The following is a 22,121-nucleotide window of genomic DNA, read 5'->3' as shown; positions in this document are numbered from 1 at the left end:
GGCCCCGTCCCGCGCGCGGCGGTGGCGCCGCGGCCACCGGTCTGGTGAGCGGAGGGTCACCTGGTGGGCGGGGGGATCTCGCCGGAGCCGCGGACGACGAGCTCGATCGGGACCGACACCCGGCGGCTCGGGCGGGAGGGGTCGCGCAGCCGGGCGAAGAGCAGTTCCACGGCCGCGCCCGCCAGGCGGGCGATGTCGTACCGCACCACGGTCACGCCCGGCCTGAACACCTCCGCCATCTCGAAGTCGTCGAACCCGACGAAGGCCGGCGCGGGCCCGGGGTGGTCGCGCAGGGCCTGCAGCAGCCCGATCGCGGCCCGGTTGTTGGTCACGAAGAACGCCGTCGGCGGCTCGGGGAGGGCGAGCAGCCGCAGCACCTCCTGCTGGACCCGCCACGGCTCGAACACGCCGGTCACGCACAGCACCGGATCCACCTCGACGCCGGCCGCGCGCAGCGCCGCCCGGTACCCCTCGGCGCGGGCGTGCACCGAGCTCAGCGGGTCGTTGTCGGAGATGAGGGCGATGCGCCGGTGGCCGTAGGCGAGCAGGTGCTCGGTGGCCATGCGGCCGCCCGCCTCGGCGTCGAGCAGCACGGCGTCGACGTCGGGCAGCCCCTCGGGCACCCGGTCGACGTACACGGCGGTGAGCCCGCCCGCCATGTACTCCTTGAGCCAGCCGTGGTCCCCGGCGGTCGGCACGATGACCATGGCGTCGACGCCCCGGCCGTACATCGTGTCGACGAGCATGACCTCGCGCTCGGGCTGCTCCTCGTAGCTGCCGAACACCACCAGGGCCTCGTGGGCGGCGGCCGCCGTCTCCACGGCCTTGGCCAGGCGGGAGTAGAACTCGTTGGAGATGTTCTCGATCACCAGGCCCAGCGTCAGGACGGAGCCGCCCCTGGCGAGCCTGCTGGCGGCCTCGTTGCGCCGGAACCCCAGCTCGGTGATCGACGCCTGGACGCGCCGTACCAGGTCCTGCCGGACGTGCGGCTCCTGGTTGACCACGCGGGAGACGGTCTTCAGGCTGACCCCTGCGTGGCGTGCGACGTCGGCCATGGTGGCCCTTCGGCGGCTCATCCCACTCCTTCACGACGGCGGCGCGGGCGGCCCGCCTGAGGCATGTTGTACCTTGCGCAGTTATGTACGAACACATGGATGACGCGTGGATCTGCGGCCGGCTCGGCGAGGACGAGTCCTGGCAGCTCGGCGCGGTGAACCCTCCGGTCTACGAGACCTCGCTGTTCACGTTCCCCACGGCGGGCGCACTCACCGAGGGCCTGTCGGCCGAGGACGAGAACTACGTCTACTCGCGCGGCACGAACCCGACGGTCGACGTGCTGCAGCGCAAGCTGGCCGCGCTGGAGCGGGCCGAGCGGGCCAAGTGCTTCGGCTCGGGCATGGGGGCGATCTCGGCGACGATCTCGTCGCTGGTGTCCGCGGGCGACCACGTGATCGTGCTGGGAGCGGTCTACGGGCCGACGACCCAGTTCCTCCGTTACCTGGAGAAATTCGGGGTGTCGCATACGACTGTGCACGCCGATAATCCTGCCGCTCTTGACAGCGCTGTCAAGCCCACCACCCGTCTCCTCTACCTCGAGTCGCCCTCCTACATGCGCTACGGCATCATCGACATCCGCGCCTTCACCGCCTGGGCCCGGGGGCGCGGCATCACGACGGTGATGGACAACACCTGGTCCACCCCCATCTTCCAGAAGCCGCTGACGATGGGCGTCGACCTCGTCGTGCACTCGCTGTCGAAGTACATCGGCGGGCACAGCGACCTGGTGGGCGGCGTCGTGGCCGGGCCCGCGCGCCTGGTCAGGCCCATCGCGCAGACCGAGTACCAGCTGCTGGGCGCCGCCCTGTCGGCCCACGAGGCGAGCAAGGCGATCAAGGGGCTGCGCACCCTGCCCCTCCGCATGCGGGCCCACCAGGAACGCGGCCTGGAGGTCGCGGAGTTCCTGGCCGGGCACCCCGCCGTCCGCGCCGTCAACCACCCCGGGCTGCCCTCCCACCCCGGGCACGCGCTGGCGCGCACCCAGATGACCGGTTTCTCCAGCGTCTTCAGCGTCGAACTCGGCACCGAGGACCTCGCCACCGTCGCCCGGTTCGTGGACGGCCTGCGCCACTTCCGCACGGGCGTCTCCTGGGGCGGATTCGAGAGCCTCGTCAACGCGCCGGCCCTGACCACCCAGGAGTCGGTGCGCGCCACGATGGGGATCCCGCTCGGCCTGGTGCGCCTGTCGGTGGGCCTGGAGGACGCCTCGGCGCTCGTCGCCGATCTGGCCGGAGCCCTCGAGACGTCTTGACGCCTCACCGATGGCGCGATGTAGCATCCCCGTCATCCACAGCGGTGACAGCGCTGTCAAAACCGAACGCCCCCCGATGAGCCAACCCCCTGGGGAGAGGCATGAGAACATCCCACAGGCTCGCCGCCCTGCTGGCCGGCGTCCTCACCATGACACTGGCCGGCTGCGGCGGCTCGGACGACGCGCCCGGCACGGTCCGCCTGCGCATGATCGAGAGCCTGACCAGCCCCGACCGTACCAAGCTCATCAAGAGCATGATCGCCGACTTCGAGCGGCAGAATCCGGGGGTCAAGGTCGAGCTGATCTCGCCGCCGCTGGAGAGCGCCGACCAGAAGATCACCCAGGTGCTGCAGACGAAGAAGAACCTCGACGTGCTGGAGGTCCGCGACCTCACCGCCAAGTCGTTCTCCAACAACGGATGGCTGGCCGAGATCCCCGTCGGCTCCTGGCCCGGCTGGAACAACCTGACCGACCTGGCGCGCAAGAAGGCCACCGAGGTGGGCGGCAAGCCGTACCTCATCCCGTACGGCTTCTACGAGAAGGTGCTGTTCTACCGCTCCGACCGGCTGCGCGAGGCGGGTGTCGCGCAGCCGCCCGCCACCTGGCAGGAGTTGTACGACACGGCCAAGAAGCTGACCGACAGGAGCAAGCACCGCGCCGGCTACTCCTTCCGCGGCGGCAAGGGCGCCTTCGACTACGCCGTCCTGATCGTCAGCGCCTTCAACGGCGACAAGGTGAACCCCGAGAAGTCCTTCTTCCTCAAGGACGGCAAGACGATCTGGTCCTCCCCCGAGGCCGCACAGGCCATGGACCTGTTCGTCCGCCTGTTCAAGGACGGCTCCCCCGCCGACTCGGTCTCGTGGAGCTACCCCGAGATGGTCCAGGGCTTCACCTCGGGCGTCACGGGCATGCTGATCCAGGACCCTGAAGTGATCAAGACGGTCGAGGAGAGCGGCGTCCCCAAGGACGGGTGGAGCACCGCGCCGATCCCGAAGGGCCCCGGCGGGTACGCCCTGCAGCCCGTCGGGTACGCCGGCTGGGGCGTCACGTCGTTCAGCGCGCACCGGAACGAGGCCGCGAAGCTGGTGGAGTTCCTCAGCGAGAGCGCGCAGAGCACGAAGTTCGCCAAGGGGAACTCCCTGATCCCGATCTCCAAGGACGCCCAGCAGGACCCGCAGTTCTCGCAGGGCGCCTGGAAGGCCTACCTCGACGCCCAGGGCGACGACAAGCAGATGATCACCATCCGCCCGGTCGACTACCCCGGCTGGAGCCAGTGGCAGCAGACCGCCGACAAGGACGTCCAGGCCCTGCTGACCGGCGGCAAGACGGCCGCCGACGTCCTTCGCGAATGGGACGCGTTCTGGACCGACCAGGCGAAGAAGGTGTCGTGACCGCCGTCAGGCGGACGGGCTCGCGCGGGCGGACGGCCGCCCGCGCGGCCCTGCCGGTCTTCAACCGGCGGCGGGCCCGCTTCATCGCGCTGTGCCTGCTGCCCGGAGTCGTCTTCGTCGCGGTGTTCACCTACTACCCGATGATCCGCGGCGGCGTCATCGCGTTCCAGCGGTACGACCTGTTCGACCTGACCTCCACGCCGTTCACGGGCCTGGCGAACTTCCGCGCCGTGCTCGCCGACGCCCAGTTCTGGACGGCGCTGCGCAACACCGGCACCTGGGTCGCGGTCTCGCTGCTGCTGCAGTTCACGCTCGGCTTCGGGCTGGCCCTGCTGCTGCGCCGGCACTTCCGGGGCCGCGGCCTCTACCAGGCGTGGGTCTTCTTCCCGTGGGCGATGTCGGGCTTCCTCATCGGGCTGCTGTGGCGGTGGATGTTCAACGGCGAGTTCGGCGTGGTCAACGATCTGCTGGTCAAGGCCGGGCTGGTCGACGAGCCGATCGGCTTCCTGTCCACGCCCGGCTGGGCCATGACGGCGATCATCATCGCCAACGTCTGGTACGGCGTGACGTTCTTCGCCATCATGATCATCGCAGCGCTGCAGTCGGTGCCGCGCGAGCTGTACGAGGCGGCGGCCGTCGACGGCGCCTCCCGGTTCGGGCAGTTCCGCAACGTGACGCTGCCGTCGATCCGCACCACGCTGGTGCTGATCGTCCTGCTGCGCGTCATCTGGATCCTGAACTTCCCCGACCTCATCTACGCGATGACGGGCGGTGGCCCCGCCGGGAGCACCCACATCGCCACGACCTACCTCATCGAGCAGGTGCAGAACGGCGACTACGGCAAGGCGGGCGCGGTGGGCGTCTTCGTCCTGGGCCTGCTGCTGTCGTTCAGCATCTTCTACCTCACCGCCACCCGGTTCGAGAAGGCGAGGGACTGACCCGTGGACCGCCCGGCTCCCCTCATCGCCCGGATCGCCAAGGCCGTCGTCCTCGGCGTCTGGCTGCTGATCACGGTGTTCCCGCTGTACTGGATCGTGGTCACCTCGCTGAAGCCCACCTCGGAGATCTTCGCGGTGCCGCTGCGCTACCTGCCCGGCGCGGCCACGCTCGACCACTACCGCGAGCTGTTCTCCTTCTCCAGCTTCGGCACCTATCTGCTCAACAGCCTGGTCGTCTCGCTGGTGTCGGCGGTCGTGGTGACCGCGACCGGCGTGCTCGGCGGGTACGTGCTGGCGCGCTTCCACTTCCCCGGACGCGGCGCGCTCATGCTCGCCTACCTGGTCACCCAGATGATCCCGCTGTTCATCGCGCTCGGGCCGCTGTACCTCATGATGTCCCGGCTGGACCTGCTGAACCGGCTCGGCGGGCTGATGCTGGTGTACGTCGCCATGCTGGTCCCCTTCTCGACGATCATCATGCGCGGCTTCTACGAGCGGGTGCCCGCAGCGCTGGAGGAGGCCGCGATGGTGGACGGCTGCTCCCGGCTGACGGCGATGCTGCGCGTGGTGGTGCCCGTCATGCTGCCGGGCATCACCGCGACGTTCATCTTCGGCTTCGTCCAGTGCTGGAACGAGCTGTTCCTGGCGATCACCTTCATCGACAGCGAGGACTTCAAGACGATCCCGGTCGCGATGAACTCCTTCATCACCCAGTACGACATCGACTGGGGCCCGATGGCCGCCGCGACGGTGGTGTCGGTCATCCCGACGCTCGTCCTGTTCTCCTTCGCCCGCCGCTACATCGTCGAGGGCCTGACCTCGGGCGCCGTCAAGGGGTGACCCCGCGTACGTGCTCTCCGGGCAGCGAGAGGCGGACGCCGGTGAGCCGCTCGGACTCCTCCCACAGGCGGGCGGCCACACCGGTGTCCCGGGCGTGCCCGGCGACCGGCACCTTGCGGGGAAGTCCCTTCACCTGGCCCACGCCGTCCGGTCCCACGACGTCTCCCCCGCCGGCGCCGGGGGCGGTGGCGGCGTACAGCGTCGGCAGGGCGCCGCGCTCGGGGGTGTTCGCCATGACGCGTTCCAGCATGCCGACCAGGACGTTGCCGCTGGGGTTGGTGGTGGCCCAGCCGGGATGGGCGGCGAGGCTGCGCAGGCCGAGCCCCGCGGCGCGGGCCCGGCGCGCCAGTTCGAGGGCGAACACCAGTTGCGCGAGCTTGGAACGGCCGTAGGCGCGCGAGGGGCGGTAGCCGTTACGGCTCTGCAGGTCGCCGAAGTCGAGCCGCGCCTGGCGGTAGGTCAGGCTGGTGACGGTCACGACGCGGGGCTCGGGCGCGGCCAGCAGCGCCGGCAGCAGCAGGGCGGTCAGCGCGAAGTGGCCGAGGTGGTTGGTGCCGAACTGGGCCTCGAACCCGTCCGCCGTGGCGCGCCATTCGGGCACCATGATCGCCCCCGCGTTGCCGACGAGCAGGTCGATCTTCTCCCGGTTCGCGACGGTCTTCGCGGAGAACTCCCGCACCGACGCCAGGCTGGCCAGATCGAGGAGGCCGGGCTCCGCTTTCGCGTCCGGCACCTCCGCCCGGACGCGGGCGACGGCGGCCTCGGTCCTCTCCAGGTCACGGCCCGCCATCACGACGTCCGCACCCCTGCGGGCGAGTTCGAGCGCGGTGACGAGCCCGAGCCCCCGGTTCCCCCCGGTGACGATCGCCGTTCTCCCCCGCAGATCCGGGATGTCGTTCGCCGTCCAGCCAGACATGATCTTCCTTACCGCAAGGGGGCAGAGGCTACAGATGATAGTGGGGTATCACTTAGCTCGCGCGTGCCGCACGCCCGGTACGCCTGGCGGGTTCGCCACCTTGCCGCCCCTTGAAGGCCGGCGCGCGAAGTGCGGGCGTTGAATGCCATATCAGCCAGAATGCAATCCATCAGGGAAAGACCCCGCATTGGCACCACGATGCGATAGCGCCTCGAAGACCAGCCTCGAATTCGCGCTGGCAGCCCATCTATTCATCCCAAAACTCCCAGATCACTCCTTAGTCGTGAATTGCGGATAATACCCGCCATACCCAGCAGAAGTAATCCGCTACGGCGGACATGACGACGCCTTTCATGGTTCACTTTCCTGTAAATGATCCTTTACAGGCGAGAGGACTTCGATGCGGGAAGAAAAGCCCGCACCTCACGAAGAGGTGCTCTATCTGACCGCCGGTTTAGGCGATCTTCTGGTGGAGGGGCTGCGAGGCGTGACCCGTCGTCTCCCCGGCCTGAGCCAGGTGCGCCACGAACTGCGCGCTCGCGGCGAACTGGCGGTCAAGCGCATGCGAACGACACCGGAGCCGCATCTGGAGCTGCTGGCCCGGCAGGTCGTCGAGCGCGGTCCGCATGAGTGACCTTCGGCTCCGGGTGGACCGGGCGCTGGAGCGGTTCGTCGAGGGGGAGATCGCCGAGTTGCTCGCACTGGACGCCGAGCTGACCCCCGTCGCCGAGCAGGTGCGCGTCTCGGTCGCCGGAGGCAAACGGATCCGCCCCGCCTTCTGTTACTGGGGATGGCGAGCGGCGGGCCAGCCCGACACCGACGCGATGGTCCGCGCCGCCGCGGCGTTGGAACTGGTACACGCCGCCGCCATCGTCCACGACGACCTCATCGACCGCAGCCCGCTGCGGCGCGGCCGGCCCACGGCCCACGAGAAGCTCGGCGACGCCCTGGCCGTCATGATCGGCGATCTGCTGACGGCCTGGGCGGGGCAGCTTTTCCACACCTCGGGCCTGCCGCTGACATTCCTGGCCCGGGCCGTGCCTCTCTGGACGGCCATGGGCCGCGAGCTGGTGGCGGGTGAGTGCCTGGAGATCCTGCGCACCGGAGGTCCCCCCGACCTCGCGCGGTCGCTGACCATCGTCCGGTTCAAGACCGGCTCCTACACCGTCGAGCGGCCGCTGCAGATCGGCGCCGTGCTCGCCGGCGCGGACCCCGCGACGCTGAACACGCTGGCGGCCTACGGGCGTCCGCTCGGCGAGGCGTTCCAGCTACGGGACGACCTGTGGGGCGTGTTCGGCGACCCCGAACGAACCGGGAAATCGGCCCTCGACGATCTGACGGGCCGCAAACCGACCGCCCTGCTGGCCCTGACCGTGGAACGGGCGCCCGAGCCCGACCGGCGGCGGCTGCGCGACCTGCTCGCCGGACCGCCCACCCCGGCCGGCGCGGCAGAAATACGGGACGTCATGCGGCGGTCAGGAGCCGTCGCCGCGGTACGGCGGATGATCGACGAACGCGCACGGGCCGCTCGGGCGGCGATCGACAAGGCACGGCTGACGCCGGAGGCCGCCGAAGCCCTGACCCGGCTGATATGCGAGGTGATCGCGGATGCATGACCACACCGAGGAGTACATGGACGGGCTCCGCCTCCAAGGCGATCGGCTGGCCGACGCGACCGTCGAGGCCCTGTTCGCCGGCGGTGACGTGGGCCGGTTCAACACCCTCATGCGCTGGTTCACCGCCTCCGGTCAGGCACTGCCCGAGGGCCTTCCCGACGCCGCCCGCGACTACCTGGAAGCCACGGCCACGCCACCGGAGTGGATCGACTGGACGGTCATGGAGCAGGCCCGGCGGTTCTTCATCGACAACGACGTGCACATCTCCACCGCCCTGTCGTTCGCGGCGATGCCGGCGTGTTACATGATCCCGCAGGTGGCCAGGCTGCTGTCGGCGACGCACTCGCTGGCCTACCCTTCCCGGCGGATGGCCGAGACCGGCCAGTTCACCGTCTACCTCATGCGGCCCGACGCGTTCCAGGCGCAGGGGCGGTTCCTCCCGGCCGCGCAGAAGGTACGGCTCCTGCACGCCTCCATCCGCCGCCACCTCAAGCAGGAGGGACGGTGGCCGGAGCCCGTCCCGATCTGCCAGGAGGACATGCTCGGCGGGCTGATGATGTTCAGCCTCCAGGTGCTGGACGCCCTGCACCGGATGGGCGTCCACATCAGCCCTGACGGGGCCGAGTCGTACTACTACGCCTGGAAGGTCGTCGGCACGATCCTGGGCATCGATCCGGCGACCATCCCCCCGGACCTGGAAGCGGCCCGCCGGTTCTCCGACCGGTACATGCTCCGTCACATGGGGCCCTCTCCAGAAGGGGCGCACCTGACGCGGCAGCTGATCGACATGTACGAGCAGGTCGTCCCCGGAACCTTCCTGGATCCTGTCGTCCCCGCCCTCATCCGCTTCCTGATCGGCGACACCGCGGCCGACTGGCTTCAGGTCCCCCGCTCCCGCTGGGACTCCATGGTCAAGATCGGTCCGCTGCTCCTGGACGCGCTCGAACGGTTCGAAGACAGCGGTCCCTGGACCGAGCAACTGTCCGACCGGCTGGGCCGGTTGGCCACGAAGCTGGAACTGTCGTCGCTCACCCGGGGCCGCGTCATGCACTACGCCATCCCCGAGGAGCTCAAACCCGACTACGGGATCGCCCCACGAGCAGCGCGCTGGACCCCGCCCGCCCCGTCCGGCCCCCCGCAGAGCACCCGCGGGTAGACGGGCGATTCGGTCAGGCGCGGTCCAGCCAGGCCCGCAGGGCCATCCACCAGCGCATCGCGTGGCCGAGGGCGTCGTCCGGGCTGGACGGCCCGCCGAACGAGGTGATCTCGGCCAGCCGCCGCAGGCGGTACTTCACGGTGTTCGGATGCACGTGGAGACCGGCCGCGGTGAGGTCGGCCCGGCTGCCGTGCATGAGATAGGCCAGCGCGGTCCTCGCCAGCTGGCGATGGGTCTCGTCGGCCGGGTCCAGGCCCGCGAGCAGGTCGGCGGCGAGCAGGTCCGCCAGGCGCGGATGGCCGTCGGCCATGACGGCCGTGGCGAGCTCGGTGAGCGGGCGAAGGCCCGTCAGGCCCCTCTTGCAGGCGGCGCCGCGCGCCAGGCGGCACATGTCGTACACGCCGGGCAGCTGGTCGGGACGTACGCGCGGGGCGGCGACCACCAGGACGCCCTCCAGCGAGGCCGCGTCCGGCAGCCGCCCCGTGACCGCGCACAGGTAACCGTCGACCATGCCGGCCAGCCCGTCCAGCGCGGCGAGGACGGGTTCGGCGCGCCGCGCCTGCCGGGGGTCGCTGACCCCGGTCACCAGGCAGTGGTAGCGCTGCGCCGGGTCGAGCCCGGTGTCGGCGATGCGGGAGGCCGGCCCGTCGTGGAGCAGGATCCGCAGCGCCTCCAGCCGTGCGGCGTGGGCGGTGCGTGTGAGGCTCAGCTCGGTCTCCCGGTAGGCGTGGATCAGCCGGTTCTGCATCTCGTTGGCGTAGGCGTCGAGTTCGATGAGGGCGTCGATGAGGTGGCCGGTGGGCACCTGCCGCGCGCCGGCCCGTTCGACGACCTGCCGCAGTACGTAGATGCGGCCGGCCTGGAAGCCTTCGAGCAGCGCCTCCAGGGGGATGCCCTGCATCGCCCGGTCCACCGCGAGCCTGTCGGCGGCCTCGACGTCGGCGGGGGCCAGCCCGGTGGAGTCGATGAACGCCGAGGACACCGCGGCCAGCACGGGGGCGATGCGCCGCTGCACCTCCTCGCGCGGCAGCGCGGCGACGGACGGCGCCTTGGCCCGGGCCGCCTCCACGACCCCCTGCAGGGTGTCGGGGTCGGCGCGCATCTGCTCGATGAGGCGCCGCATCGCGGTGCGGCCGACGGCATCAGGCACCAGGGCCTCCTGCGTTCCTCGGCGGCGGTGACCGGTCTGGTGGGCCTCGAGCCGGTCCGCCTCCGTTCTCGCCATGAGGGAGCCATGGCGGCGTCGCTGCACCGCCGCCATGGCAGGGAAGGTATCAGCCCGCGGCCGGGGACAGGGAGTCCAGCACGTCCTGGGGGACCCTGCCCAGGCGTTCACGCTGCGGGAAGGCGCCGACCCTGACGCGCGCGACCTCGGTGGCGGTCCGGTAGTCGACGACCGACACCGCGTTCTGCCCGCTCAGCGTCACCAGGCAGTGCTGCCCGTCGGCGCTGCTGGTCGCCCAGTAGGGGATGCTGCCGATCGGGTAGGTGACCGTCCCGGCGGTGGTGAGGCCCGGGCGGGAGATGACGGCGGTGTAGTCGTCGATCGTGCCGACGTCGCACAACCTGCTCTCGTCACCGGACAGCGCCATGCCGTGGTGGGCGGAGTTGTTGGGGTACTTGTCGGGCGCCAGCGCCGCCCCCGCCGCGCTGAACGGCATCTGCACCGTACGGACGATCTTCCCGGTGGCGAGGTCGAACTCCACGAACCCGTTGAGGTACGACAGCTGGATGTAGGCGGTCCTGTTGTCCCTGGTGAACGCCGCCGGCCTGACGCCGTGGCCGAAGGTGTAGGTCCTGATCACCCTGAACGTCGCTGGGTCGACGACGGTGAGCTGCCGGGCGCCCTTGAGGGGCTCCAGCACCTGCGACAGCGCGGTCACCCCGATGCTGGAGTTGTAGAGGTACTTCCCGTCCGGGGAGTAGTCGTTGGCGTGCGGATAGGTGCCGGTGTGGAACTCCGCCGCGAGCCTCCCGGTCGCGGTGTCGATGACCTGTGCCTTCTCGGCCGTGGTGGCGGAGACCGTCAGGCGGGTGCCGTCCGGTGACAGGGCGGCGTGGTCGGCCTTGAACCCGTCGACCTGGAAGCGCCACAGCATCTGCCCGCTCGCGATGTCGAACGCCGCCACGTCGTCCAGGTTTCCGCGCGAGACGTACAGACTGCGGCCGTCCGGGGAGACGTAGACGTCGTCGGCGAACCGGTCCCCGCCCTCCTGCTGCTTGACGACCTCGTAGGCGGCGCGCTGGACGACGTTCATCGCGTCCAGCCGCTGCTTCAGGTCGGGGATCACATTGAAGGAGCCGAGGTTCTGGAACGTGCGGCCGTCGAGGAAGCTGACCGTGCCCGAGGCGCTGTTGCCGACGAGCACGACGTCCCGCCCGCCGTCGGCCCGGACGGGAGCGGCCCCGACGAGCGCGAACCCGCTGATCGAGGCGACGAGAGCAGCCACACCCTTTGCCAATCGGTTCACGTTTCCCGCTCCTGTCTGGTCGGCCGGTGAGCTGCGTCAAGTCTGGGAAACCCGCCCCCCACCGGCCAAGAAGCCGACCGCCAACGTTCCCCACCCCGACTGTCGCCGACCGACAACACGCGGCGCCCTCCGCAGAAGCCCGCCCCAAGCGGGCCGCTAACGCTCCTTAACTTCGTGCCAAGCGGTGGTTCTTACCTTCTCTACGGGTGTCCGGGCGGACGCCCGAAGAAGTTCGGATTCGTGAAGGAGACACACCATGACGTCGATGAAGTCCCGTGCGGTCGGTCTCGCCGTCGCCGCCGTCGTCAGCGCCGGAGCGACCGGGGTGACCGCGGGCGCCGCGCGGGCGGACGAGGCGCCCGTCTCGACGAGCGTCCAGTACACCTGGGGCACCACCAAGAGCACCCTGTCGAGCGGCTGCGCGAGCACCGAGGTCTGGGGGGTCGCCGCGCCGGGCTCCCCCGAGCGTGAGCGGGGCAACTACCAGGTCTGCCACTACCTCAGCAGCGACGTCACTCTCGGCTCGCTGGACGGCCTGGACGAGCAGACGACGCAGACCATCAAGGGCGAGGTGCGCCGGGGCTTCCACGGTGAGTCCACGGCGAGGGAGTGGCTCGGCTACTGCACCTACTGGCTGCCGGCCGGGCCCGACCGGGCGGCGCTGATCACGTACACCACCCAGCCGGTGGGCATCAAGGTGACCTCGCGGTACGCCGACGGCCACGTGGAGGAGAGGAACGGCACGGGCCTGTACCAGAGCCAGCCGATCATCAGGTGGACGCCGAGCTGCTCGACCCGCTGACACGGGCGGAGACGAGAGACCACCGCCGGCCTCCCTGCCTCTGACCAGCCACAACAGTTCTCGACAGCCGGATAAATGAGTTGTGGGGCGGGGGGCCGGTTGTTGTAATTGTCGCCGGCAGCCGATCGAGCTAGGAGGAGAAATGCGCACTGCGTTCATGTCCCCACTGGAAGCAATCCTCCGCCCACGACAAGGACATGACGCTTCGTGCGAACTCTCAACCTGGGGATCCTGGCTCATGTAGACGCCGGTAAGACAAGCCTCACCGAGCGGCTGCTGTTCGCCGCCGGTGTGATCGACGAGGTCGGCAGCGTCGACGACGGCAGCACCACGACCGACTCCCTGGCGCTGGAACGGCAGCGCGGCATCACCATCAAGTCGGCGGTCGTGTCGTTCACCCTCGGCGACGTCACGGTCAACCTGATCGACACTCCCGGCCACCCCGACTTCATCGCCGAGGTGGAGCGGGTGCTCGGCGTGCTCGACGGAGCGGTGCTGGTGGTCTCCGCCGTCGAGGGGGTCCAGGCGCAGACCCGCGTCCTGATGCGGACGCTGCGACGGCTGCGCATCCCGACGCTCATCTTCGTCAACAAGCTCGACCGCGGCGGCGCCCGCCCCGAGGACGTGCTGCGGGACATCGCCGCGAAGCTGACCCCGGCCGTCGTCGCCATGGGCTCCGCCCGCGGGCCCGGCACCCGCGACGCCCGCTTCGTCCCGTACACCGAACGCGACCACGGGTTCGTCACGCGCCTGGCCGACGTGCTCGCCGAGCACGACGAGGGGCTGCTGGCGGCGTACGTCGGCGACGAGGCGAGCGTGTCGTACGGACGGCTGCGCCGCGCGCTGGCCGCGCAGAGCGGGCAGGCCCTGGTGCACCCGGTGTTCTCCGGGTCGGCCATCACCGGGGCCGGCGTCGACGCCCTCATCCGCGGCATCCGCGAGCTGCTGCCCGCCGCCGAGGGCGACGCCGGGGGGCCGCTCTCCGGCACGGTGTTCAAGGTGGAACGCGGCCCCGCGGGCGAGAAGATCGCCTACGTCCGCCTGTTCTCCGGCACCCTGCGGACCCGCGACAAGCCGCGGTTCGGCGGCGGCGACGAGGCCAAGGTCACCGCGATCGGCGTCTTCGACGCCGGTTCGGTGGCGCGCCGCCCGTCCGTCACCGCCGGCCGTATCGGCAAGGTGTGGGGGCTGGCGGACGTCCGCATCGGGGACACCCTGGGGACGCCGCGGGGGACGCCCGGGGAGCACCATTTCTCGCCGCCGTCGCTGGAGACGGTCGTCGTGCCGTGCCGTGCCGGTGACAAGGGCGCCCTGCACACCGCCCTCACGCAGCTCGCCGAGCAGGATCCGCTGATCGACCTCCGTCAGGACGACGTCCGCCAGGAGATCTCGGTCTCGCTGTACGGCGAGGTGCAGAAGGAGGTCATCCAGGCGACGCTCGCCGCCGACTACGGCATCGACGTCACCTTCCGCGAGTCGACGACCATCTGCGTCGAACGGCCCGTGGGCACCGGCGCGGCCTTCGAGATCATGAAGGGGGACGGCAACCCGTTCCTCGCGACCGTCGGCCTGCGCGTCGAGCCCGCGGCCGAGGGCAGCGGCGTCGGGTACCGGCTGGAGGTCGAGCTCGGGTCGATGCCGTACGCGTTCATGAAGGTCGTCGAGGACACCGTCCGGGAGACCCTGGCGCAGGGGCTGCACGGCTGGGAGGTCGTCGACTGCACGGTGACGCTGACCCACTCGGGGTACGCGCCCAGGCAGAGCCACGCGCACCAGGGCTTCGACAAGAGCATGTCGAGCACCGGCACGGACTTCCGCGGCCTGACCCCGCTGGTCGTCATGGAGGCGCTGCGCGAGGCGGGCACGCGGGTGTGCGAGCCGATCCACCGCTTCCGCCTGGAGATCCCGGCCGAGCGCCTCGGGCAGATCCTGCCCGTGCTGGCGGGACTGCGCGCCGTGCCCGGCCCGGTGGAGCCGCGCGGCGCGGTCTGCGTACTGGAGGGCGAGATCCCGGCCGCCCGGGTGCACGAGCTGGAGCAGCGGCTTCCCACGCTGACGCACGGCGAGGGCGTCCTCGAGTCGGCGTTCGAGCGCTACCGGCCGGTGAGCGGCCCCCCGCCGTCCCGCCCCCGGTCCGACCACAATCCCCTCGACCGCAAGGAGTACCTCCTGCGCGTCCTGAGGGGGGTGTGAGGAATGGCCGCGAACCCGCGCGGGGGCCGGGCTGAGGCGCGAGGATCGGGCCGGGTGGGAGCGGTACGGGCCGGGGGCGGCGGGTCTCAGGGGCGGAAGGCGGCGGCGTGCTCGGCCGCCCACTGCCCGAACGTCAGCCCCGGGCGGCCGGTCACCTTCTCCACGACGCCGGTCACGGTACGGCCCGCCTCGTGGTCGCCGCCGTACACCCGGAGGAGGAACTCGACCATCTCCCGGGGTCCCACCTCGGGATCGTCGCCGAACACCTTGAACAGGAGCATCTCCGGCGGCCTGCCCTCCTCGGCCCACTGCCTGCGCGTCTGCTCGGGGGTGAGCTCCTCGAACCGCAGGTCGCGACCGGTCGCCTCGGCGAGGACGCGGATCTTGTCTCGCGGGGTGAGCACCTCGGGGCCGGTGATCGTGTACGTCCGGCCGGCGTGGCCGTCCTCGGTCAGGGCCACCGCCGCCACGGCGGCGATGTCGGCCTCGTGCACGGGCGCGCTCCGCCGGTCGCCGTACGGCTCCCGGATCACGCCCTCGGCACGGAGGCGTGCGGCCCAGTCGTGCAGCGTGTTGCCCATGAACTCGCCCGGCTTGAGGTGGGTCCACTCCAGTCCGCTCTCCCGGACGGCGGGCTCGAGGGTGCCCTCCTGCCAGCCGCCCAGCAGGGTGACCCTGCCGACGCCGGCCCGTACGGCCGCCTCGGCGATCCGCGGCCCGTTCGGCAGCGGCCGGTAGTCGCCGCCGAAGTTGATCAGGTGGGCGGCGGCGACGCCGTCGAAGGCCGCCGCCAGGGTGGACACGTCGGTCAGATCGCCGGCGACGACCTCCGCGCCCGCGGGCAGGTGGGCTCTGGAGGGGTCCCGGGTCAGGGCCCTCACCTTGTGTCCCTCGTCCAGCAGGCGCCGGACGAGACGACTTCCGACGGTGCCGGTGGCTCCGGTGACCAGAACGATCATGACGACACTCCTCGCGATGCCTTGGGGGCGGTCCGCGCACCCCGGTCGCCATCCAAGAGGGCCGGGCGGCGGGTGTGACACCGGCCACCGCGACTGAGACGCAGGTCACACTCTCCGCCCCCATGTCACACTTCGGAAGGCTCACGCCTCTCGGAAGGGAGCAGCCGACAGAAGGACCTCTCATGCCCCAAAGCCCCGCAAGCACCGGAAGCACCGCGGACGACGCCGCCACGCGGGTGTTCGCCGACCATCGCGAGCTGCTGTTCTCGATCGTGTACAACCTGCTCGCGAACGTGGCCGACACCGAGGACGTCCTGCAGGACACCTGGATGTCGTGGGCGTCCAGGAACCGGGCGCCGGCGGAGGAGGTCGCCAGCCCCCGCGCCTATCTGGTGCGCGTCGCCGTCAACCACGCGCTCGCCCGGCAGACCGTCATCCGCCGCCGGCGCGAGACGTACGTCGGGCCGTGGCTGCCCGAACCCCTGCTCACCGACACCACCCCCGACTCCGCCGAGCCCGCGCTGCGCGCCGAATCGGTCTCGATGGCGCTGCTGGTCGTGCTGGAGACCCTCACTCCGCTGGAGCGGGCGGTGTTCGTCCTGCACGAGGTGTTCGCCTACACCCACACCGAGATCGCCGGCATCCTCGACCGCACCCCGGCGGCCGTACGGCAGCTCGGCCACCGGGCGCGCGAGCACGTCCACGCCCGCCGTCCCCGGTACGAGGCCGACCCGCGCGTCCAGCAGGAGGTCACCGAGCGGTTCCTCGCCGCGGCGCTCGGCGGGGACCTGGACGCCCTCATGCTGATCCTGGCGCCGGACGTCACCATGTGGACCGACGGCGGCGGCAAGTCCCGCAGGGCGAGCCTGCGCCCCGTGCGGGGCCGCGACAAGGTCGCCCGCATGATCACCGGCGTCACCTCGCGGGCGCCGGAAGACCTGGAGGTCCGCTACCGGACGGTCAACGGGGACCCCTCGGCGGTGCTGTTCTCCGACGACGCGCCCTTCGCCGTCATGGTCCTGGACCTCAGCCCGGACGGGGAGCGGGTGACGGGCATCTACTCCGTTTCGAATCCGGACAAACTTCACCGGATCCAGGATCCGCCGGAGGCCGAGGACGGCTGATCAGCCGCCGACCACACCGTCGACGTACACCCAGGCGCCCTCGTGCCGCTCGAACCGGCTCTTCTCGCGCAGCTCGCCCGGCTGCCCGCGGTAGGCGTAGCGGGCGCGGAAGGCGACGGTGCCGGCGGTGTGGAACGAGGTCCCTCCGGAGACCTCCTCGATCTCCAGACCGGTCCACCGCATGCCCCGCTCGAACTCCACGCGCGGCGGCCGGGTGCCGGGATGCCAGGTGCGCAGCAGGTAGGCCTCGTCCTCCACGGCGAACGCCGCGTACCGCGACCGCATGAGCGCCTCCGCCGTCGGGGCGGCCTGCCCGGCGTGGAAGCGGCCACAGCACTCGCCGTAGGAGGCGGGCAGCCCGCAGGGGCAGGGCTCGGCGCCGGCACGCGACGCCGTACGACGGGGACGGGAACCATCTTTCACCCTGCCGAGGCTATCCCGCCACGGGCCCCGGCTCTGAAAGTTGCACGCCGCCGCCGTCGTCGGGCCAGCTCAGGCCGCACCCACCGCCCGGGCGCTTGACCACGTCGCACACCCCGATCACCATCGCGGCACATCAAGATCCTCCCGGAGAGGGACCTTCATGAGCACGAGCAGGCTCCGCGCCTCCAGGCTGCGCACCGCCCTCCTGCTGGGCGCCGCCGTCCTGACCCCGATACTGGCACCGGTGAACCCTCCGGCGGCGAGCGCCGGCACCGCGGGCGTCACGGTCACCGTCGACACCAAGGCGGCGCTGGCCACCGTCTCCGACACGGCGGTGGGCGTCAACCACGCCATCTGGGACAGCGCGCTCGGCACCGACGACACGGCCGACCTGCTGAAGAGCGCCGGCGTGAAGATGCTGCGCTATCCGGGCGGCTCCTACGGCGACATCTACCACTGGAAGACCCACACCGCGCCAGGCGGGTACGTCGCCCCCGGCACCGACTTCGACACCTTCATGGGCGCGGCCAGGCGCACCGGCGCGCAGGCGATCGTCATCGCCAACTACGGCACCGGCACGCCCCAGGAGGCCGCCGACTGGGTCCGGTACGCCAACGTCACCAAGTCGTACGGCGTGAAGTACTGGGAGATCGGCAACGAGAACTACGGCAACGGCCACTACGGCTCCGCCTGGGAGGCCGACGACCACGCCGACAAGAGCCCGGCCGAGTACGCCCGCAACCTGGTGGCCTACGCCGACGCGATGAAAGCCGTGGACCCTAGCATCAAGATCGGCGCCGTGCTGACCACCCCGGCCAACTGGCCCGACGGCATCGTCGGCGGCGGCGATCAGGCGACCTGGAACGACACCGTCCTGTCCGCCGCGGCGTCGAAGATCGACTTCGTGATCGTGCACTGGTACCCGGCCGACAGCGGCGTCGCCGACGTCCTCACCAAGCCCGGCCAGATCGACGACATGATCTACCTGGTCCGGCGGCAGATCGCCCGGTACGCCGGGTCCCGGGCCGGGGACATCGGCATCGCGATGACCGAGACCAACAGCGGCGTCGCGCCGAACACCCAGCCGGGCGCGCTGTTCGCCGCCGACGCCTACGCCGGGCTGATGGAGAACGGCGTCTTCACCGTCGACTGGTGGAACGTCCACAACGGCGCCGGCACGATCTCGACCGTCGAGGGGCAGACCGACTACGGCGACTTCGGGCTGCTGTCCAGCGCCACCTGCACCGGCGAGACCTGCGAACCCCCGCTGAACACGCCGTTCGCGCCCTACTACGCGCTCACCATGATCAGCACCTTCGCCCGCCCCGGCGACCAGCTCGTCCGCGCGGCCACCTCCGAGCCCCTGGTGAGCGCTCACGCCGCCCGGCGGCCCAACGGCGACCTCGCGCTCCTCCTCGTCAACCGCGACCCCGCCTCGTCCCACCCGGTCACGATCGGCTACACCGGCTTCACCCCCGCCGCCGAGGCGCCCACCGTCTACTCCTTCGCCAACGGCGCGACCTCGGTGACCAGCGAGCGGAGCGGCAGCGCCACCGCCCGGACCCTGCCGCCGTACACGCTGACCACCCTCCTGCTCCACCCCGCCTCGGCCGCCACCGGCGCCCCCACCGCCCCCGGGCAGCCCACCGCGAGCGGCGTCACCGACCGCGCCGCCACCATCGCCTGGCCCGCCTCCACGCCCGGCGGCCACCCCATCGCCAAGTACGAGATCCACCGGCAGAACGGCGCCGTCACCGAACAGCTCGGCGAGACCACCGGCACCTCCTTCACCGTCGGCAACCTCACCCCCGGGAGCCGCTACACCGTGAACGTCGTCGCCCGCGACACCGCCGGCGCCGTCTCCTGGGCCTCCCCACCGCTGACCTTCACCACCGGCACCCCCGCCCAGAGCACCTGCACCGTACGCCTGAAGGACGTCAACGACTGGGCCAGCGGCTTCGTCGGCTCGATCGACGTCACCAACACCGGCCCGGCGGCCCTCGACGGCTGGACCCTGCACTTCACCTGGCCCACCGCCTGGCAGACCGTCAGCAGCGGCTGGAGCGGCACCTGGACGCAGGACGGGACCTCGGTCACCGTCACCAGCACCCCCGACAACGGGAAACTGGCGGCCGGCGGCGGCACCACCTCGGTCGGCTTCGTCGGCGCCTACAGCGGCCCCAACGTCCTGCCCACGGCCTTCACCCTGAACGGGACCGTCTGCACCGCCCTCTGACCCTCGACCGGCCGAAGGGGGTTCCCGCGAACCCCCTTCGGCCGGTCGACGACGGCGGGCCCCTGCCGTCCGGCGAGCATCCTCCGGCCGCTGACATCACCGGCCGGACGCCCTAGGATCGCCGCCCGTACCCGAGCTTTCGGATCGTCCCGAAAGGCCCGGGAACCAGAAAGGCAGGCCCCCCTTGATTCCCGATAGACGGTCCGCGCCGGGTGCGGAAACCCTGGCGTCGTTGCCCCTGGAAACCCTGCTCAGCAGGGATTACGACGTGAGCCCCGCGCTCGTCCACGAACAGCTGCGCGCCAGGTACGGCCCGGTGGCCCCGATCGACCTCCTCGGCGTGCCGGCCTGGTTCGTGCTCGGCTACGACCAGGTGCTGTCGGTCATGCAGAACGTCGGCGACGTGTGGAGCAAGCGCGTCGACACCTGGCGCGCGTACACCGAAGGACGCGTTCCCGCCGACTGGCCGCTGCTCGCCCTCCTGCAGGCCGACAACATGGGTTTCGACGACGGGGAGAGACACCACGCGCTGCGCGCCGCGTGGGACGCGGCACTGCGGCCGTACCAGGACCCCGCCCACCCCCAGGCGCAGATGCTCGAACGCGCCATGCTGGGGTTCTGCGACGAACTGATCGGCGTGATGACGGACGGCACGTCGGCCGGATGGGCCGACCTGTGCACCCAGTACGGGCGGCCGCTGCCGCTGATGGTCGCCAACCGCATGCTCGGGGTCACCCTCGAGCGCGGCGAGGACATGATGATGGATCAGTGGCGCCTGCTGGACGGCCCCGACTCGGCCGGGGCGTACCAGCGGCTGTACGCCGCCCTCCTGGAGCTGGCGACGGCCAAGCGGCATCAGCCCGGCGAGGACCTGCCCTCCTACATGCTGGCGGCCAAACCCGACCTCACCGACGAGGAACTGGCCCGTGATCTGTTCATGCTGCCCGGCTTCCTGGACTTCACCGGCAGCCTGATCTGCAACGTCATCGTCGAGCTCATGACCAACCCGCAACTGCGGGCGGGCCTGCCCGCGGGGGCGGTCGAGGAGACGGTGAACCGCGTCGCCCTGCTCAACCCGGCGCTGGCCAACCTGACCTTCCGCTACGCCAGGACGGACGTGCGGCTCGGGCGCTTCACGATCGCGGCCGGCGATCCCGTGATGCTGTCCATCGCGGCCGCGCACGCCGACCCCCGGTTCGCCGACGCCCTCAGCCGGGACCCCCTGCGCAGCACCCGGGCCCACCTGGCATGGGGCGCCGGCGCGCACGGCTGCCCGAGCCGGCGGCTGGCCACCAAGATGACCACGATCGCCGTACGGCGGCTGCAGGAGCGGTTCTCGACCCTGAAACTGGCCCTCCCGGCCGACCAGCTCCCGTGGCGCGCCTCCCCCTTCGTGCGCGCGGTGCGCACCCTCCCCGTCCAGTACGAACTCAGCCCCGGCTTCACCCCCACGGCCACCCCCACCGCCGCCCCGGCCGAGGACGCCGGCGAGGGACGGCAGCCCTCCCGCTCCGGCTTCTGGACGTTCCTCCGAAAGCTCCGCCGCACCCAGTGAGCCCTTCCCGCCCCCTCCCCTCCACGACCGGGCACCCCCTCGCCCCCAAGATCGGGCACCCCTTCGACTCCAAGATCGGGCACCCCTTCGACTCCGAGGCCGGGCACCCCCTCGTCTCCAAGATCGGACACCCCTCGCTTTCAACGTCCGCAGCCCTGGACGGCTCCCGCCCTGAGCCCCCCGGAGACCGGTCCCGTAGGCCCATCCGGCCTACGGGACCTCCTGATCAACGAACCCCCCACTCACCGGCCGTGGTAGTGTTTACCTCGTTCGAAGGGACGGGAACACCGCCCCAGACGAGCACCGGGACGTAGCGCAGCTTGGTAGCGCACTTGACTGGGGGTCAAGGGGTCGCAGGTTCAAATCCTGTCGTCCCGACCAGATACACGCTGGTCGTAGGGGTTTCGGAGCTTCTCCGGAGCCCCTTTTCCGATTTTAGGGAGCCAGCCAGAGTCAAGTGCACTCAGGATGTTCGCGTGTGGCGGGTTGCTCGTCCGAATCTGTCCGATCTATCCGGACTCTTGGCCTGTGATCGGTAGTCGAGCATCGACGGCGCTGGTTGCCGCGGTTCACCAGGTCCTTCAGAGACCTGACGGGTGTGTGGACAGCCAGGTGGGGTGCCGGTCCTTGAGGGCATCACGTTCGGCACGCGTGGGCAGGATTACGTCGGCGCCCCCATTGTAGGGGTGGTACAGCCAGCGGAGATCCGCAGGGCCGAGGAGCACGTTGCTGATCTCGTCGTCTGCGATCGCTAGAAGGCTGCAAAGGTTGCTGACCCCGACCGCTGAGGTCGACGCCGCAGCCGAGGGCTTCATCACCTCGTTGGCGGCATTCGAGGTGAAAGTCACGCGTTGTAAACCACCGTGCCCCACGGGCCGACCGGTCAGTAGGTTGCGCCGACGCTGAACTCGGCGCACGGGGCGGTCCGCGTGCGTCTGGAGCGGGGTCGCGGTGTTGATGACCGAACTGGAGGCCGTCGGGCACGTGACGTTCGGTGGACGGCTGGCGAAGGGGGCGCGGGGCTTTCTCGCCTCGCTGCTGTCGAAGTCCATGGCGGGTGACTACCGCGACCGCAACCAGGTCACGACCTGGGCGAAGAGCATCTCGGCCCAGCTCGGCTGACCGCCCGGCCGAAGACGGATGGACGGCGCGGCACGCGGGATGGCGGCCGGCGCCCGAACCGGGAGAGAAGT

The 22,121-nt window shown here is 70.9% G+C and carries 20 protein-coding genes and 1 tRNA gene; 14 read left to right on the top strand and 7 right to left on the bottom strand.

The features are described 5' to 3' along the window. Positions 1 to 56: 56 nt before the first annotated feature. A complete protein-coding gene (locus KIK05_RS14915; protein WP_214411284.1) occupies positions 57 to 1,076 on the bottom strand; it encodes a LacI family DNA-binding transcriptional regulator in 1,020 nt (339 codons plus the stop codon). 74 nt (positions 1,077 to 1,150) lie between these two features. Here KIK05_RS14915 and KIK05_RS14910 point away from each other — a divergent pair, with 74 nt between their 5' ends. From KIK05_RS14910 to KIK05_RS46895, 4 genes are all read left to right on the top strand, one after another. Then, entirely contained in the window at positions 1,151 to 2,308 is a 1,158-nt protein-coding gene (locus tag KIK05_RS14910) for a trans-sulfuration enzyme family protein (protein ID WP_214411283.1), read from the top strand. Between the two features lie 101 nt (positions 2,309 to 2,409). Further along, the gene (locus KIK05_RS14905; RefSeq protein WP_214411282.1) at positions 2,410 to 3,699 is read left to right on the top strand and encodes an ABC transporter substrate-binding protein; all 1,290 of its coding nucleotides are present in this window, start codon (positions 2,410 to 2,412) and stop codon (positions 3,697 to 3,699) included. Then, positions 3,696 to 4,637 carry a carbohydrate ABC transporter permease gene (locus tag KIK05_RS14900; RefSeq protein WP_214411281.1) on the top strand — a complete coding sequence of 314 codons (942 nt, stop codon included), beginning with the start codon at positions 3,696 to 3,698 and terminating at the stop codon, positions 4,635 to 4,637. The genes KIK05_RS14905 and KIK05_RS14900 overlap by 4 nt, the downstream gene beginning before the upstream one ends. Positions 4,638 to 4,640: 3 nt before the next feature. Next, positions 4,641 to 5,477 (top strand): carbohydrate ABC transporter permease, encoded by an 837-nt coding sequence (locus KIK05_RS46895; protein WP_214411280.1) that lies wholly within the window; start codon positions 4,641 to 4,643, stop codon positions 5,475 to 5,477. On the opposite strand, the gene KIK05_RS14890 is transcribed toward KIK05_RS46895, so the two are convergent. Continuing rightward, positions 5,467 to 6,393 (bottom strand): oxidoreductase, encoded by a 927-nt coding sequence (locus KIK05_RS14890; RefSeq protein WP_214411279.1) that lies wholly within the window; start codon positions 6,391 to 6,393, stop codon positions 5,467 to 5,469. The genes KIK05_RS46895 and KIK05_RS14890 overlap by 11 nt on opposite strands. Positions 6,394 to 6,793: 400 nt before the next feature. On the opposite strand from KIK05_RS14890, the gene KIK05_RS14885 reads away from it, so the two are divergent. The 3 genes from KIK05_RS14885 to KIK05_RS14875 are packed head-to-tail and all read left to right on the top strand — an operon-like array spanning position 6,794 to position 9,165. Next, positions 6,794 to 7,027 (top strand): hypothetical protein, encoded by a 234-nt coding sequence (locus KIK05_RS14885; protein WP_214411278.1) that lies wholly within the window; start codon positions 6,794 to 6,796, stop codon positions 7,025 to 7,027. Continuing rightward, the gene (locus KIK05_RS14880) at positions 7,020 to 8,009 is read left to right on the top strand and encodes a polyprenyl synthetase family protein (protein WP_214411277.1); all 990 of its coding nucleotides are present in this window, start codon (positions 7,020 to 7,022) and stop codon (positions 8,007 to 8,009) included. Before KIK05_RS14885 ends, KIK05_RS14880 begins: the two co-directional genes overlap by 8 nt. Beyond that, positions 8,002 to 9,165, top strand: a complete 1,164-nt coding sequence (locus KIK05_RS14875) for an oxygenase MpaB family protein (protein WP_214411276.1) — start codon at positions 8,002 to 8,004, stop codon at positions 9,163 to 9,165. Before KIK05_RS14880 ends, KIK05_RS14875 begins: the two co-directional genes overlap by 8 nt. A 13-nt stretch (positions 9,166 to 9,178) precedes the next feature. On the opposite strand, the gene KIK05_RS14870 is transcribed toward KIK05_RS14875, so the two are convergent. Further along, a complete protein-coding gene (locus KIK05_RS14870; protein WP_308249919.1) occupies positions 9,179 to 10,315 on the bottom strand; it encodes an RsbRD N-terminal domain-containing protein in 1,137 nt (378 codons plus the stop codon). A 124-nt stretch (positions 10,316 to 10,439) separates the two neighbouring features. Then, on the bottom strand, positions 10,440 to 11,636 hold the full coding sequence (locus tag KIK05_RS14865; RefSeq protein WP_214411275.1) for a YncE family protein: 1,197 nt from the start codon (positions 11,634 to 11,636) through the stop codon (positions 10,440 to 10,442). A 256-nt stretch (positions 11,637 to 11,892) separates the two neighbouring features. On the opposite strand from KIK05_RS14865, the gene KIK05_RS14860 reads away from it, so the two are divergent. Both KIK05_RS14860 and KIK05_RS14855 read left to right on the top strand, forming a co-directional pair. Next, a complete protein-coding gene (locus KIK05_RS14860; RefSeq protein ID WP_214411274.1) occupies positions 11,893 to 12,438 on the top strand; it encodes a hypothetical protein in 546 nt (181 codons plus the stop codon). Between the two features lie 207 nt (positions 12,439 to 12,645). Next, positions 12,646 to 14,631, top strand: coding sequence for an elongation factor G (locus KIK05_RS14855; RefSeq protein ID WP_214411273.1), 1,986 nt, complete (start codon positions 12,646 to 12,648; stop codon positions 14,629 to 14,631). 86 nt (positions 14,632 to 14,717) lie between these two features. On the opposite strand, the gene KIK05_RS14850 is transcribed toward KIK05_RS14855, so the two are convergent. Next, complete coding sequence (locus tag KIK05_RS14850) at positions 14,718 to 15,590, bottom strand: SDR family oxidoreductase (protein ID WP_214411272.1); 873 nt, start codon at positions 15,588 to 15,590, stop codon at positions 14,718 to 14,720. A gap of 182 nt (positions 15,591 to 15,772) precedes the next feature. Between KIK05_RS14850 and sigJ the strand changes: the two genes are divergently transcribed. Continuing rightward, on the top strand, positions 15,773 to 16,714 hold the full coding sequence (gene sigJ / locus KIK05_RS14845; protein WP_214411271.1) for an RNA polymerase sigma factor SigJ: 942 nt from the start codon (positions 15,773 to 15,775) through the stop codon (positions 16,712 to 16,714). Here sigJ and KIK05_RS14840 read toward each other — a convergent pair whose 3' ends face one another. After that, the gene (locus tag KIK05_RS14840; RefSeq protein ID WP_308249918.1) at positions 16,715 to 17,137 is read right to left on the bottom strand and encodes a YchJ family protein; all 423 of its coding nucleotides are present in this window, start codon (positions 17,135 to 17,137) and stop codon (positions 16,715 to 16,717) included. It lies immediately after the preceding gene. Positions 17,138 to 17,297: 160 nt separating this feature from the next. Between KIK05_RS14840 and KIK05_RS14835 the strand changes: the two genes are divergently transcribed. From KIK05_RS14835 to KIK05_RS14825, 3 genes are all read left to right on the top strand, one after another. Then, positions 17,298 to 19,373, top strand: a complete 2,076-nt coding sequence (locus KIK05_RS14835; protein ID WP_214411270.1) for a cellulose binding domain-containing protein — start codon at positions 17,298 to 17,300, stop codon at positions 19,371 to 19,373. A gap of 232 nt (positions 19,374 to 19,605) precedes the next feature. Beyond that, the gene (locus KIK05_RS14830; RefSeq protein WP_214411269.1) at positions 19,606 to 20,928 is read left to right on the top strand and encodes a cytochrome P450 family protein; all 1,323 of its coding nucleotides are present in this window, start codon (positions 19,606 to 19,608) and stop codon (positions 20,926 to 20,928) included. Positions 20,929 to 21,232: 304 nt separating this feature from the next. After that, a tRNA-Pro gene (locus tag KIK05_RS14825) sits at positions 21,233 to 21,309 on the top strand. Positions 21,310 to 21,509: 200 nt separating this feature from the next. Here the strand turns inward: KIK05_RS14825 and KIK05_RS14820 are convergent. Then, entirely contained in the window at positions 21,510 to 21,776 is a 267-nt protein-coding gene (locus KIK05_RS14820; RefSeq protein WP_214411268.1) for a DUF3885 domain-containing protein, read from the bottom strand. 103 nt (positions 21,777 to 21,879) lie between these two features. Here KIK05_RS14820 and KIK05_RS14815 point away from each other — a divergent pair, with 103 nt between their 5' ends. Continuing rightward, positions 21,880 to 22,050 (top strand): hypothetical protein, encoded by a 171-nt coding sequence (locus tag KIK05_RS14815; RefSeq protein WP_214411267.1) that lies wholly within the window; start codon positions 21,880 to 21,882, stop codon positions 22,048 to 22,050. The last annotated feature ends 71 nt before the right edge of the window (positions 22,051 to 22,121 follow it).

The sequence above is a fragment of the Sphaerisporangium fuscum genome, assembly GCF_018531465.1.
Lineage (GTDB): Bacteria > Actinomycetota > Actinomycetes > Streptosporangiales > Streptosporangiaceae > Sphaerisporangium > Sphaerisporangium fuscum.
This window is presented reverse-complemented; position numbering and strand designations above follow the sequence as displayed.